Below are 13,508 nucleotides of genomic sequence, written 5' to 3' on the forward strand. Positions count from 1 at the left end.
GAAATTAAAGTTCTCGCATCATCTGGATCACCCGACGCACACTGGGCGTGTCCAGATCCCCGTCCGGCTCTTTGCGGCCAAGAAACAGGTCAAGCAGGTGGTTGTCGATTTCCTCGAACAGCACGGTCAGTGCGTGCACGTCGTCGTCGGTCAACTCCATTTCATGCTTGTCGAAAAATCGTTGAATAATCAGGTCGTTTTCCAACAAACCACGCCTTGCACGCCAGCGCAAACGGGCCCGTTGGGTTGGATCGGACTGATGACTCTGATTAGACATAAATTACAACAAAAAAAACGGGGTTTTGCAGTGCACAACCCCGATTTGAATAAAAAAATCCGAACAAGGGTTCTAGACGGCGCGACGCACCATCAATTCCTTGATCTTGCCAATTGCTTTTGTGGGGTTCAGGCCCTTTGGACACACATCCACGCAGTTCATGATGGTGTGGCAACGGAACAAGCGGTAGGGATCCTCCAGGTTGTCCAAACGCTCACCAGTGGACTGATCGCGACTGTCTGCAATGAAGCGGTAGGCCTGCAGCAAACCGGCTGGGCCCACGAACTTGTCGGGGTTCCACCAGAATGATGGGCAGCTGGTTGAGCAGCACGCACACAGAATACATTCATACAAACCATCCAGTTCCTCGCGCTCTTCGGGAGACTGCAAACGCTCTTTGTCAGGTGGAGGTGTTTCATTCACCAGGTAAGGCTTGATGGAATGGTATTGCTTGAAAAACTGGGTCATGTCCACGATCAAGTCGCGCACCACTGGCAAACCGGGGAGCGGCTTCAACACGATGGGCTGCTTCAGGTCGCGCAGGTTCGTGATGCAAGCCAAACCGTTCTTGCCGTTGATGTTCATGGCATCGCTTCCGCACACCCCTTCGCGGCATGAACGGCGGTAGGCAATCGACTCATCCACATCGCTCTTGATGCGCATCAGCGCGTCGAGCAACATTTTGTCGGTGGGTTCCAGCTCCACTTCCAGCTTTTGCATTTTTGGTGCTTCGCCCGTGTCGGGGTCGTAGCGATAAATTTCAAAACGTACGATTCTCTTTTCGCTCATTTTCTGTACCTCGTAACCTTGATTAGAACGTCCGCTTTTTGGGCTGGAAGGTTTCAACTGTCAGTGGCTTCAGGTTCACTGGCTTGTAGTCCAGGCGGTTGCCTTCGGAGTACCACAGGGAGTGACGCATCCACTTGTCGTCATCGCGCTCGGGAAAGTCGCTGTGTGCGTGTGCACCACGGCTTTCTTCACGAGCTGCGGCCGAAACCATGGTGGCCTTGGCGGTTTCCTGCAGGTTGGCCAGTTCCAGTGCTTCAACCAATGCGGTGTTGAACACTTTGGATTTGTCTTTCAGGTGAATGTGGTCTGCCTGTGCGGCCAGATCAACAATTTTTGCAACGCCTTCGTTCATCAACTGGGTGGTGCGGAACACGCCACAGTGGTACTGCATGCCTTTGCGAATTGCATCGGCCACAACACGCACGTTTTCACCGCTGGTCGAATTCATCAGCTTATCGACGCGGGCCATGGTCAAGTCAGTGCCATCGGCTGGCAGTTCTTTGTGGGTGCGTGTTTTCAGGTTGCTGTTCACGATGTGGTTGCCAGCTGCACGACCAAACACAATCAGGTCGAGCAGCGAGTTTGTTCCCAAACGGTTTGCGCCGTGAACGGACACACAGGCACATTCACCAATGGCATACATGCCATTGACAATTTCGCTTGGACCGCCCGATACTTTCGGTGCAACAACCTGACCATACACATTGGTTGGAATACCGCCCATCTGGTAGTGGATGGTTGGCACCACTGGAATGGGTTCCTTGATCGGATCCACGTTGGCAAACTTGATCGCGATTTCACGAATGGAAGGCAGACGCTTCATGATGGTGTCTGCGCCCAGGTGGTCGAGCTTCAGCAGCACATGGTCTTTGTTGGGCCCGCAACCACGACCTTCCTTGATCTCCTGATCCATTGAACGGGACACGAAGTCGCGTGGGGCCAGGTCTTTCAGGGTTGGGGCATAGCGTTCCATGAAACGCTCGCCTTCGCTGTTGAGCAAAATACCGCCTTCGCCGCGAACACCTTCTGTAACCAGAACACCGGCACCAGCCACGCCTGTGGGGTGGAACTGCCAGAATTCCATGTCTTCAAGAGGAATGCCAGCGCGTGCTGCCATGCCCATGCCGTCGCCTGTATTGATAAAGGCGTTGGTGGAGGCGTCCCAGATACGGCCTGCACCACCGGTGGCAAACACCGTGGTTTTGGCTTCCAGAACCATCATTTCGCCGGTTTCCATTTCCAGGGCGGTTACACCCACCACGTCGCCGTCGGCGTCGCGAATGATGTCAAGCGCCATCCATTCAACGAAGAACTGGGTGCGCGCACGCACGTTGCGCTGATACAGGGTGTGCAACAGGGCGTGGCCCGTGCGGTCGGCTGCAGCACAGGCACGCTGAACCGGCTTTTCACCGAAGTTGGCCGTGTGGCCACCAAACGGGCGCTGGTAAATGGTGCCATCGGGGTTGCGGTCGAAAGGCATGCCGAAGTGTTCAAGTTCGTAAACCACTTTGGGGGCTTCACGGCACATGAATTCAATGGCGTCCTGGTCGCCCAGATAATCGGAACCTTTCACGGTATCAAACATGTGCCAGTACCAGCTGTCGTCGGACATATTGCCCAACGATGCGCCAATACCACCCTGCGCGGCCACGGTGTGCGAGCGCGTGGGAAATACTTTGGACAGCACGGCCACATTCAGACCAGCCTCTGCCAACTGGAGCGAACAGCGCATACCTGCGCCACCCGCACCGACGATCACCGCGTCGAATTTGCGACGTGGAAGGGAAGTTTTAACTGCAGTCACTTTTAGACCCTCCAGAGAATGTCAGCCGCGTAGCCGGCAGCGCCGAGCAACCACAAGGCTGTAAATACTTGCAACGTGAGGCGAATGCCGGTGGGCTTGACGTAGTCCATCCAGATGTCGCGGATACCGATGTAGGCGTGATAGCACAGGGACAAAATGGCCAGCAAAGCCAGCATTTTTCCCAAGGGAAAAGAGAACACGGTGAAGTTGAAGAAACCAACCCACTTCACATAATCGAGATCAGGGGTGAACAGCACCGCCAGAAACAGGCCAATGGTGTACAAGGACATAATGACCGCGGTAATGCGCTGGGCCACCCATTCTTTCAAACCATAATGCGCACCAACCACCAGGCGCTTTGAACCAATATTGTTACCCATGATTAAAACGCTCCGAACAGTTTCAGGCCAAACAGGGCGGTCAGGCTCAAGCTGACTGCGAATACAATGCCCGCGCTTTTGCTCGCTGCGTATTTTTCAGTGCCCATGTGTACATCAAGCGCCAGGTAGCGAATGCCGGCGGCAAAGTGATGCAGGTATGACCAGATCAGGCCCAGCAACACAATTTTAACCAGCGGGCTGCTGACCAGCGATTGCATTTCGAGAAAGGTCAGTTCAGAAGTGATGCTTTTGTCGAAAAGCGGCAGCAAAATAACGGGAAGCGCCAAAAACAGCACCGCACCGCTGACGCGATGCAGAATTGACAACTTGCCCGCCAACGGCAATCTGTATTTCAGAATTTGTGTGACATGAATGTTCCGGTATTCCGGACGTTTCTTCGCAACAGTGTTTGACATGCTCGTGTTCTTATAAAAGTGATTGGAAAACGGGCCAAAACCCTAGGCCTTGCGGCCTGAATCCTTTAAAAAACCAATATCGGACAACGATATATTCTGAACCAAATGAACCAGGGCTTAAAGCGTGTAATTTTTGATTTTGGGCGTTAAGTGACACAAATGCATTCTTTTGCGCGCAAAAGACTTGTATCAATTCAATACAATTCATTCCTGTATGAAAATTTGTCGGTCAAATACCAGCCACGGCGAAGCTCTACTGGTTTGTCAGCATACGTCATTGAAAGGCGCTCGACCAGCAACAAAGGTGTACCTGCTTCGACCTGCAAAATACTGGCATGCTCGCCCTGGGCACTTACTGCCTTGATGTGTTCGTTGGCGCGCAACATGCGCACATTGAAGCTGCTTTCCAGAAAACCGTACAAGGTGGAATTCCATAGTTGAAGCCGCTCTAGCGTGAGCCCTTTGTACTGGGATGCGGGCAGCCAGATTTCATCGAAAATGCGGGGCACACCGTCAAACCGCATCACCCGCTTGACCACAAATACGGAATCGCTGGGCCTGATGTCCAGCAGCTTGGCAATTTGGGAGCTTGCGCGCACGCGCTCAACAGACAAATAGGTGGATTTGGGCCTGACGTCGGGTTCTTCGTCGGCAGCCAATCGCAGAAACCGGTATTCCGATTTGGCCTCGTTGTGCGTGGCCACAAAAGTGCCGCGCCCCTGCTTGCGATCAACCAGGTTTTCAGCAGCAAGTTCATCAATGGCCTTGCGCACCGTACCCTGGCTTACGCCATAGCGAACCGCAAGCTCCGTTTCTGACGGGATGAGTTCGCCTGGCTTCCATTCGCCATCTTGAAGGCTTTTCAGCAGCAAACCTTTGATTTGCTGGTAAAGCGGGCTGAAGGTAGGATTTACAGGCTGCAAAGTGTCTCTCGATCTTGTTTTTTCAGATTATTGCGTATCTTATATCTTATAGAGGACTTTTAAAAGTTAAACCCCTCTAAACCACCAGATTAGTCAACAAGGTGTCAGTGTTTGGCGCTAAACTATGGCCTTCGATTTTTAATCCTTTGGAGTGTTTGACATGACCAAACCCGCAATGCGAGTTGCCGTTACAGGTGCTGCTGGCCAAATCGGCTACAGCTTGTTGTTCCGTATCGCCAATGGCGACATGCTGGGCAAAGACCAGCCCGTGATTTTGCAGTTGCTGGACATTACACCTGCCCTGCCCGCAGTCAAGGGTGTGGTCATGGAACTGGAAGACTGTGCATTCCCGTTGCTACAAGGTGTAGTAATTACAGACGACCCTGCCACCGCATTCAAAGACGTGGACGTGGCCCTGCTGGTTGGCGCACGCCCCCGCAGCAAAGGCATGGAACGCAAAGACCTGCTGGAAGCCAACGGCGCAATTTTCACTGTACAGGGCAAGGCACTGAACGACAACGCCAAGCCAACTGTGAAGGTGCTGGTTGTGGGCAACCCCGCCAACACCAACGCTTACATTGCACAACAATCTGCCCCGGACCTTGACCCGAACTGCTTTACGTCCATGCTACGCTTGGACCACAACCGTGCATTGAGCCAGGTTGCTGCCAAAACCGGCAAGCCGGTGGCATCCATCGAAAAACTGGCTGTGTGGGGCAACCACTCACCCACCATGTACGCCGACTACCGTTTCGCAACAATCGACGGTGCATCAGTGAAAGACATGATCAACGACCAGGAATGGAACGCCAACACGTTCTTGCCAACAGTGGGCAAGCGTGGTGCTGCCATTATTGAAGCACGTGGATTGTCTTCTGCCGCTTCTGCTGCCAATGCCGCGATCGATCACGTTCGCGACTGGGTGCTGGGCACCAACGGCAAGTGGGTCACCATGGGCATTCCTTCCGATGGCTCATACGGCATTCCCGAAGGCACACAGTTTGGTTTCCCTGTAACCTGTGCCAACGGCAAGTTCGAAATTGTGAAGGGGCTGGAAATTGATGCATTTAGCCAGGAACGCATCAACATTACCCTGAACGAACTGATGGAAGAACGCGAAGGCGTGAAGCACTTGCTGGGCAAGTAATTCACAAGCAATTCGTGATAAAAAGGCCAGCAGAGATGCTGGCTTTTTTTATTTGCAACCGAGGAAACATCGCGTGAAAAAGCACAACCTGGATTTGGCGAACATTTCCACCATTTTGTACAGCGAAGACCATGCGCAGGTGAACCTGCCAGTGTGCGACCACTACACTGGCCGCCCCAAGTACTTCGAGAAAGCCCTGCAAATTCGTGCTGAAATTGGTGCTTGCTTCGACATTACACTGGACCTGGAAGACGGTGCGGTGGTGGGCCAGGTCACCGAGATTGCAACCTGGGCCTCGCAAAGCCTGACTGATTTTTCTGCACGCTACGGCAAGGAAACGCGCAGACCCGGCGTTCGCCTCCACCCGGTGCAAGACCCGGCGTTTGAATTGGAATTGCCCATCGTATTGCGTGAGGGTGTGCCGCTGCCCGCCTACCTGATGCTGCCAAAGCCCGAGAATTTTGATGATGTAAAACTGGCCACTGCCCTTATTCGCGAACAATGCGCAAAGGCCGGAGTTGAACCACCACCCTTGCATGTGTTGATTGAAACCCATGGCGCTTTGGCGGCAGTGCACAACATTGCCGGCATGGAAGAAGTTGAATCACTTTCCTTTGGCATCATGGATTTTATTTCAAGTCATCGAAGCGCCATTCCCAAAACAGCATTGAATTCACCAGGGCAGTTTGAGAACCCGCTGGTGCGCCGCGCAAAGCTGGAAATTTCAGCGGCGTGCCACCGGTTTGGCAAGGTGCCATCACACAATGTAACGCGCAACATTCGCCAGCCCGAAATGGCGGCTGAAGATGCGCAACGTGCGAAAAGGGATTTTGGGTTTACGCGGATGTGGAGCATCCACCCGGATCAGATTGTTCACATCATGTCGGCCATGTTGCCCACAGATTCTGAAGTGGAAGAGGCAGTGCTGGTGTTGACCGAAGCACAAAAAGCGGATTGGGGGCCCATCCAAGTGAAGGGCGAGTTGCATGACAGGGCGAGCTACAGGTACTTTTTTGAAGTACTGCGGATGCGTGCGAAGTAACTCTCGTCCCATCGACACGCATTCGTTTGACAAATAATCAGCAGTTACCTTTCTTGGCCTGACCCGGCGGGCAGAAACCACCACCATGACCGTCATGAGGATCTACAATCACCGAACCTGAAGGCGTATGAATAGCACATCCGCCCAACAATGCAACAAGGGCCAAAATGGAAAAAAATGTTTTCATGTATGAAGCTTTCCTTTGAACGATAATTGGTTTGATGTCTGAATCGGCACAAGATGGCCGAAAGCCCTTACATTTCAATATTCCATATAACGAGTATGCTGCAATTACGTTGACCTTGGTTGACTTTACTTGCGTCGTGTGCGTTAACCACTTGTGGAAACATACGCAAAAATTTACACCCGGCAACACTAACACAGGTCTATTTTGAACCAAACACGATTCACCAGGAAACTGCGCCGCAAACGCCCATGGCTGTTCGCCACGGCAAGCGGCATTGGCTTCATCGTATTGGCTGTTGGCATATTTGAATTGATGGGATGGTCTTTTCTGGCCAAACCTGCAGAACAGTTTTTAAGCGACTCTTTGAAACGGAAAGTTGACCTGACTGAATCGAACGAGAACCCGGCCTTCAAACTGCGCCTGATTGGCGGAGTTCGACTAGAGTTGGGTTTCTTTGAGTTGGGTTCCCCCGACTGGAGCAAAGCACCTTATATGCTTCAGGGAAAAAATGTTGCGCTGGCATTGCGCTACCGGGATTTGCTCGCCTGGCGCAACGATCCCGACCTGCCCTTGCACATCAAAACACTGAAAGCCGATGTTCTGGATGGCAACATTGAGCGTTTGGCTGACGGCCGCGCTTCCTGGCACTTTACCCAAAAAAAGCCCGACACCAAACCCACGCCGTTGCCGAGCTTCGGTTTGCTCGCCATTGAAGCTGGCACCATTCGCTACAACGACGAACCCCTTGCGCTCGACCTGAATGCAACTCTCGCCCTGCAAGAGGGCGACTCCGGTGAAAATGCCTTGAAAGTGAACGCGAAAGGCAGCTATCAAAAGAAGAAACTCATGATCAAACTGGCCTCCACAGGCGTTCTGCCTTGGGTGGCACAAAATGCAGAACCCATACCAGTTACTCTGGACATTGTCTTGGGCGGCGCGAAACTGACGTTCAAAGGCGAAGCAACAGATGCACTGCAAATGCAACAGCTGTCTGGTCATTTTGTGGTCAGTGGCCCTTCGCTGGCCATGGCCGGCGAAGCCTTGGGCATTACCTTGCCAAGCACCCCGCCATTCCGCACCGAAGGCGAGTTAAGTCGCGAAGGCCCGGTATGGAAAACCAATATTGCCAGCGCGACCATTGGAAACAGTCGCCTGAAAGGCGATTTTGTGTACGAAGGCGGCAGGGAAACGCCATTGCTTTCAGGCGTATTGAAAGGCCCCTCGCTGATTCTGGCCGACCTGGGCCCCACGGTGGGCACTCCCGTAGCAAAAACCGAGAAATCCGAAAATTCCACAGGCCGGGTGCTGCCTGACAAACCATTCGATTTGCCATCCCTGCGGGCCATGGATGCCGACGTACAGATTGACATCGACAACCTTGATCTGGGCAGTGAAATTTTAAAACCCTTGCGCCCGCTGCGTGCCCATCTGGGGCTGACCGGCGGTGTTCTTCGGATTTCCGACATTGAAGCCAAAACCGCGCAAGGCCAGTTGGCAGGCATAGTGCAGCTTGATGGTCGCGAAGACATTGCGTTGTGGGAAGTCGATTTGGGCTGGGCTGGCGTGCAGCTTGAACAGTGGTTGAAACTGACCCGCCCATCAAACCAGCCACCTTACGTCACAGGGCGCATGAATGGCGCGGCCAAACTGAAAGGCAAAGGCCGTTCAACTGCGGAAATTTTGGGAAGCCTTGCGGGCAGTGTTCGAACCGAGGTCAGCAATGGCACCATGTCGCACCTGATCATCGAGGCGGCTGGCCTGGATGCTGCCGAGGCGCTTGGCGTGTGGTTCCGGGGAGACGATGTGCTGGAAATGAAGTGCGCATTCGCGGACCTGCAAGCCAGCAATGGCGTGCTGCGCCCCCGTGCATTTGTGATTGACACGCCCGATTCCGCACTGTGGGTTAACGGCACAATTTCCATGAAGACAGAAGCCCTGGACTTGCGGGTGGTCGTAACACCCAAGGATTTCAGCCCGGTGAGCTTGCGCACACCGTTATTGGTGACAGGCACCATGGGGTCGCCAAAAGTATCCGTGCAAAAAGGCCCGCTTGCTGGCAAACTGGCGGGCGCTGCATTGCTTGCACTGCTCAATCCACTGGCTGCCCTTATACCCCTCCTTGACGCAGGCACGCCAGACCCCAAACAAGACGCCAACAAAACTGGCTGTTACGACTTGGCCGCTCGAAGCAAAGCACAAAGGTCTAAAAAGGCAACAAATGAATAAGGCGTTTCACCCCAAGAACCTGCACAACGAGGGCTATGACTTTACGGCGCTTGCGTCGACCTACCCTGCCCTTAAAAAACATGTGAAACCCAACAAATATGGCAGCGAGTCAATTGACTTTGCCGACCCTGCGGCTGTGAAGGCATTGAACAGCGCACTGTTGAAACATCACTACGGAATCGAAGGCTGGAATGTTCCGGATGGTTACCTGTGCCCACCCATTCCGGGCCGGGTGGATTACATTCATTACGTGGCCGATCTGCTGTCAAGCGTGGGCATTGTGGCCTCTGATTCGCGCCCGGTTCGAATGCTCGACATTGGCACGGGCGCCAATGGCATCTATTCGCTGCTGGCCGCGCAAGTGCATGGCTGGCAATGTACGGGCACTGAAATTGATCAAGCAGCGATGAAGAACCTTGCTGCTGTGCTTGATAAAAATGAAGCACTGAAACATTTGATTGATTTGCGCCTGCAGCGCGACAAACGAAAAATTTTTGACGGAGTGATCAAACCGGGCGAGCGTTTCGATTTAAGTGTCTGCAACCCGCCATTCCATGCCTCGCAAAAGGAAGCGATGAAAAGCAACCAGCGCAAGGTGAACAGCCTGGCATTCAATCGCGGGGAAAAACCTGCGGCGAAATCACAGGCTGCCTTGAACTTTGGTGGTCAGAAAAACGAGCTGTGGTGCGAAGGCGGGGAAAGTGGTTTTCTGCAAACCATGATCAACGAGAGTGCGCAGTTCGGCAAGCAATGCAAGTGGTTTACAACCTTGATTTCCAAGGCTGAGAACGTTGCACCCGCAAAGCGATTGATTCGCAATGTGGGCGCCCGGGACGTTCTGGAAGTTGAAATGGAACAAGGCAACAAAACCACGCGCATTGTTGCGTGGACTTTTTAGCCCCGACGGCCACCGGCAAGCAACAGCAAAGCACCCGCCACTATGGCACCCACACCGGCCCACATGGGCACGTTCACGTCTTTTTCCTGATCCACGGTAATTTCCAGTGAACCGATTTTGGCTGCGGTTGATTCTTCGGTGTAGCTGAAGCCGCCGTACACAAGGCCCAAGGTACCGGCAATGATCAACAGAATTCCGACTATTTTTGTAGCTTGCATCATGAGTTCCTTAATGATTGTAATTGTGTGGATACTAACGGGCGAAACGCCAAGTCGATATACAAGATACATTGTGTTGTAACTTTCAGGCGTATTCCTGTGGCTTCATTTTTTGGCAATAATGTAAACCGCATGAACAATACCGGGGATGTAGCCAAGCAAAGTCAGAATGATGTTGATCCAGAAATGTTTGCCCAGCCCTTCTTGCAAAAACACACCAAGAGGCGGCACCAAAATAGCGATCAGTATGCGGATAAGGTCCATTGATTCTCCAAGTGGTTGAGGTTCGTGCTCATTATTGCCCAAGTTTGCAAATAATTCACACTCTTGATACTGACATAGACTTGGGCCTGCACGTTTCAACTAGTCTTGCACCTTTCCCCGCAAGGCCTTGACTTGCCCCCGAATGGTTTTGCCTTCCAGGCGGCGGCGCTTGGAACCCAAGGTTGGGCGAGTTTCGCGCCGAGCCTTGATGGGCTTGGCCACCTCGGCAATCAATTCATTCAGGCGCGCCAACGCATCGACCCGGTTCTGCTCCTGGCTGCGCGTAGTTTGTGCCTTGATGACAATCACTCCGTCCTTGGTCAAGCGCTGGTCTTGCAGGGAAAGCAGTTTTTCCTTGATGTATTCGGGCAGAGAGGATGAACGAATGTCGAAACGCAGATGAACTGCGCTCGATACCTTGTTGACGTTTTGACCACCTGCACCTTGAGCGCGAATGGCGGTGAACTCAACTTCAGATTCAGCAATGACGGGGGGCATGAAAGACATGGGTTCTGGTTCAAGCTTCATTAATTTTTTCCTGGCCTTTCCCCAACCGCCACACGGTTGACCTGCTGATTCCCAAACCATCAGCCACCTTTTGCACTTCCCCATCCTTCAACTCAAGTGCCTTGCGAACAATTTCAGGGCGGTCGTTTTTCGATGCCCTGCTGTAGGCGACAGCCAACGCATTCATGTCACCGAACTTCGCTGCTGGCACACTGACCGATGGGCCCAACAAATCAGGAAACCAGTCACGCCATTGGTGCACATTACCTTCCTGCAACATCAGCACCGCCGCCCTACGGCACACGTTTTTAAGTTGCCGAATATTGCCGGGCCAAGGCAGGGTGCGCAGCACAGGCAAGGCTGCGTTCAAAAAATCATCGAACTTTACTTTGCTGACCCGCACAGGTGTGGTTCGCAAAAAGTAACCCGCAAGCTCGCCAATGTCTTCAGGCCGTTCGCGAAGTGGCGGAATTTGAATCAGCATTTCGTTCAAGCGGAAATACAAGTCTTCACGAAAACGCCCTTCTTCTACAGCCTGCTGCAAATTCACATTGCTGGCCGCCAGCAGGCGGAAATCAACTTTGCGTGAGGATGCCGAACCGATGCGGCGCACGGTGCCGTCTTCCAGAATGCGTAGCAACCGGGTTTGAAAGGCCAGCGGCATGTCGCCAATTTCATCCAGAAACACGGTGCCGCCTTGCGCACTTTCAAACATGCCAGCGCGCCCGCCTTTTACCGCGCCAGAAAATGCACCTTCTTCGTAACCAAACAGCTCGCTTTCCAGCAGGCTTTCTGTCAGTGACGCGCAGTTAATGGCCACAAACGGTTTGCCGGCACGCGGGCTGGCTGTGTGGATGGACTGGGCCACCAATTCTTTACCCACCCCGGTTTCGCCCTGAACAAGCACGGAAAAATCGATGCTGCCGCACAACCGAATGGTGCTGCGAAGCTTTTGGATCGCAGGGCTGGTGCCAATCAGATCCTGTTCGGTGTGGTGGGTGTAGGCCTGGCTGCTTCGGCGCACACCGCCAGTGGCTTTGGCGCTGGCCAGGCGTATGGCTTCTTCAAATGCCTTTACAACGCCTTGGCGGGAATAAATGAGGATGGCTTCCATGCCCATTTCCTGGGCGATTTCGGTGACCAAACCCGACCCCACCACCACCCGCACGCCCAATTGCGCCAATTCACGTACGGCGCGGCGTGCATCTTCCGGGGTGCGATAGGTGCGGGTGTTCAGCGGCACATCGAATGCGCGGGCAAACTGTTCCAGTTCATCGAACACGTGTTCATAGCTGACCAAACCCACTGCCGAAGATACTTTTCTGGCAGAAGCCAGTGCCTGCATTACATCAAACCCATCGGTACGAATGATCACCAAAGGGGCTTCAAGCTGGTTTTGCAGGAACGCACCATTTGAACCCGCGGCAATGAATACATCGGCCGTGTCGGTGTAGTAGCGGTTGCGGGCGTAGGCCAAGGCGTCTTCATAGGCCTTGGGCACCAACTCAATATTGGCTGAACCGGTGTAGTCGCGGGCGATTTCCCGCAGTGTACCGGCCAAGGCACTGATGCTGAACACCACAATTCTGGGTTTCATTCAAAATACCTAAGGTTGCATTTGAAACATTTATACGTTTTATTTTACACACGCAGGTTTCAAAATACCACTTAAATATAATTGATATCACTTTAACTATACAGTACAAATAATTGATTTATAATAATATATTTAATAATCAATAACACTGGCATGAACCCTGCACTACTCCATGTATACAACAAGGAGAATTCCATGACCCAAAATTCCGCAGGCTCCCGTTTTCGCCAGGCAGTGAAAGACGAACAACCTTTGCAAGTAATCGGCGCAATTAACGCCAACCACGCATTGCTGGCCAAGCGCGCTGGCTTTAAAGCTATTTACCTGAGCGGCGGCGGTGTAGCGGCTGGTTCACTGGGCCTGCCCGACCTGGGCATTTCAGGCCTGGATGATGTTTTAACTGATGTGCGCCGCATTACCGATGTGTGCGACACCCCCCTGCTGGTGGATGTGGACACAGGCTTTGGTTCATCGGCCTTCAACATTGCCCGCACCACCAAAGCCATGATGAAAGCGGGTGCCGCCGCCATGCACATTGAAGACCAGGTGGGCGCCAAGCGCTGTGGCCACCGCCCCGGTAAAGCCATTGTGACCCAAGCCGAAATGGTAGACCGAATCAAAGCGGCTGTGGACGCACGTGGTTCAGACGACTTCGTGATCATGGCCCGCACCGATGCGCTGGCCGTGGAAGGCTTGCAATCAGCCATTGACCGCGCCTGTGCCTGCGTGGAAGCAGGTGCCGACATGATTTTCCCCGAAGCCATGACCGAACTCAGCATGTACCAGCAGTTTGTGGACGCTGTGAAGGTGCCCGTGCTGGCCAACATCACGGA

At 53.2% G+C, this 13,508-nt stretch carries 16 protein-coding genes; 5 read left to right on the plus strand and 11 right to left on the minus strand.

The window, feature by feature from the left end; genetic code table 11:
- Positions 1–4: 4 nt before the first annotated feature.
- The 6 genes from V7028_RS06330 to V7028_RS06355 form a co-directional block, all read right to left on the minus strand.
- A complete protein-coding gene (locus V7028_RS06330) occupies positions 5–277 on the minus strand; it encodes an FAD assembly factor SdhE (protein ID WP_334119245.1) in 273 nt (90 codons plus the stop codon).
- A gap of 72 nt (positions 278–349) precedes the next feature.
- A complete protein-coding gene (locus V7028_RS06335; protein WP_305566806.1) occupies positions 350–1,066 on the minus strand; it encodes a succinate dehydrogenase iron-sulfur subunit in 717 nt (238 codons plus the stop codon).
- Between the two features lie 22 nt (positions 1,067–1,088).
- Positions 1,089–2,870: a succinate dehydrogenase flavoprotein subunit gene (sdhA, locus tag V7028_RS06340; RefSeq protein ID WP_334119246.1), complete on the minus strand. Its 1,782-nt coding sequence runs from the start codon at positions 2,868–2,870 to the stop codon at positions 1,089–1,091.
- A 2-nt stretch (positions 2,871–2,872) separates the two neighbouring features.
- A complete protein-coding gene (sdhD, locus tag V7028_RS06345) occupies positions 2,873–3,253 on the minus strand; it encodes a succinate dehydrogenase, hydrophobic membrane anchor protein (RefSeq protein WP_334119260.1) in 381 nt (126 codons plus the stop codon).
- A complete protein-coding gene (gene sdhC / locus V7028_RS06350; RefSeq protein WP_334119247.1) occupies positions 3,253–3,666 on the minus strand; it encodes a succinate dehydrogenase, cytochrome b556 subunit in 414 nt (137 codons plus the stop codon). Before sdhC ends, sdhD begins: the two co-directional genes overlap by 1 nt.
- A gap of 194 nt (positions 3,667–3,860) precedes the next feature.
- On the minus strand, positions 3,861–4,589 hold the full coding sequence (locus V7028_RS06355) for a GntR family transcriptional regulator (protein WP_334119248.1): 729 nt from the start codon (positions 4,587–4,589) through the stop codon (positions 3,861–3,863).
- Positions 4,590–4,749: 160 nt separating this feature from the next.
- Between V7028_RS06355 and V7028_RS06360 the strand changes: the two genes are divergently transcribed.
- Both V7028_RS06360 and V7028_RS06365 read left to right on the plus strand, forming a co-directional pair.
- On the plus strand, positions 4,750–5,736 hold the full coding sequence (locus tag V7028_RS06360; protein ID WP_008248504.1) for a malate dehydrogenase: 987 nt from the start codon (positions 4,750–4,752) through the stop codon (positions 5,734–5,736).
- Positions 5,737–5,809: 73 nt separating this feature from the next.
- Positions 5,810–6,778, plus strand: a complete 969-nt coding sequence (locus V7028_RS06365) for an HpcH/HpaI aldolase/citrate lyase family protein (protein ID WP_334119249.1) — start codon at positions 5,810–5,812, stop codon at positions 6,776–6,778.
- 37 nt (positions 6,779–6,815) lie between these two features.
- On the opposite strand, the gene V7028_RS06370 is transcribed toward V7028_RS06365, so the two are convergent.
- The gene (locus V7028_RS06370; RefSeq protein WP_334119250.1) at positions 6,816–6,965 is read right to left on the minus strand and encodes a hypothetical protein; all 150 of its coding nucleotides are present in this window, start codon (positions 6,963–6,965) and stop codon (positions 6,816–6,818) included.
- Positions 6,966–7,169: 204 nt separating this feature from the next.
- Here V7028_RS06370 and V7028_RS06375 point away from each other — a divergent pair, with 204 nt between their 5' ends.
- Both V7028_RS06375 and rlmF read left to right on the plus strand, forming a co-directional pair.
- A complete protein-coding gene (locus V7028_RS06375; RefSeq protein ID WP_334119251.1) occupies positions 7,170–9,191 on the plus strand; it encodes an AsmA family protein in 2,022 nt (673 codons plus the stop codon).
- A complete protein-coding gene (rlmF, locus tag V7028_RS06380) occupies positions 9,184–10,089 on the plus strand; it encodes a 23S rRNA (adenine(1618)-N(6))-methyltransferase RlmF (RefSeq protein WP_334119252.1) in 906 nt (301 codons plus the stop codon). Before V7028_RS06375 ends, rlmF begins: the two co-directional genes overlap by 8 nt.
- Here the strand turns inward: rlmF and V7028_RS06385 are convergent.
- From V7028_RS06385 to prpR, 4 genes are all read right to left on the minus strand, one after another.
- Positions 10,086–10,307 (minus strand): hypothetical protein, encoded by a 222-nt coding sequence (locus tag V7028_RS06385; protein ID WP_334119253.1) that lies wholly within the window; start codon positions 10,305–10,307, stop codon positions 10,086–10,088. The genes rlmF and V7028_RS06385 overlap by 4 nt on opposite strands.
- 105 nt (positions 10,308–10,412) lie before the next feature.
- Positions 10,413–10,670 carry a YqaE/Pmp3 family membrane protein gene (locus V7028_RS06390; protein WP_334119254.1) on the minus strand — a complete coding sequence of 86 codons (258 nt, stop codon included), beginning with the start codon at positions 10,668–10,670 and terminating at the stop codon, positions 10,413–10,415.
- Complete coding sequence (gene arfB, locus V7028_RS06395; RefSeq protein WP_442918698.1) at positions 10,671–11,099, minus strand: alternative ribosome rescue aminoacyl-tRNA hydrolase ArfB; 429 nt, start codon at positions 11,097–11,099, stop codon at positions 10,671–10,673.
- A complete protein-coding gene (gene prpR / locus V7028_RS06400; protein WP_334119255.1) occupies positions 11,089–12,675 on the minus strand; it encodes a propionate catabolism operon regulatory protein PrpR in 1,587 nt (528 codons plus the stop codon). The genes arfB and prpR overlap by 11 nt, the downstream gene beginning before the upstream one ends.
- A gap of 195 nt (positions 12,676–12,870) precedes the next feature.
- On the opposite strand from prpR, the gene prpB reads away from it, so the two are divergent.
- The coding region (gene prpB / locus V7028_RS06405; protein ID WP_334119256.1) for a methylisocitrate lyase at positions 12,871–13,508 on the plus strand (638 nt) is incomplete at its 3' end.

Source organism: Limnobacter sp. (assembly GCF_036846585.1).
In the GTDB taxonomy this organism is placed as follows: domain Bacteria; phylum Pseudomonadota; class Gammaproteobacteria; order Burkholderiales; family Burkholderiaceae_B; genus Limnobacter.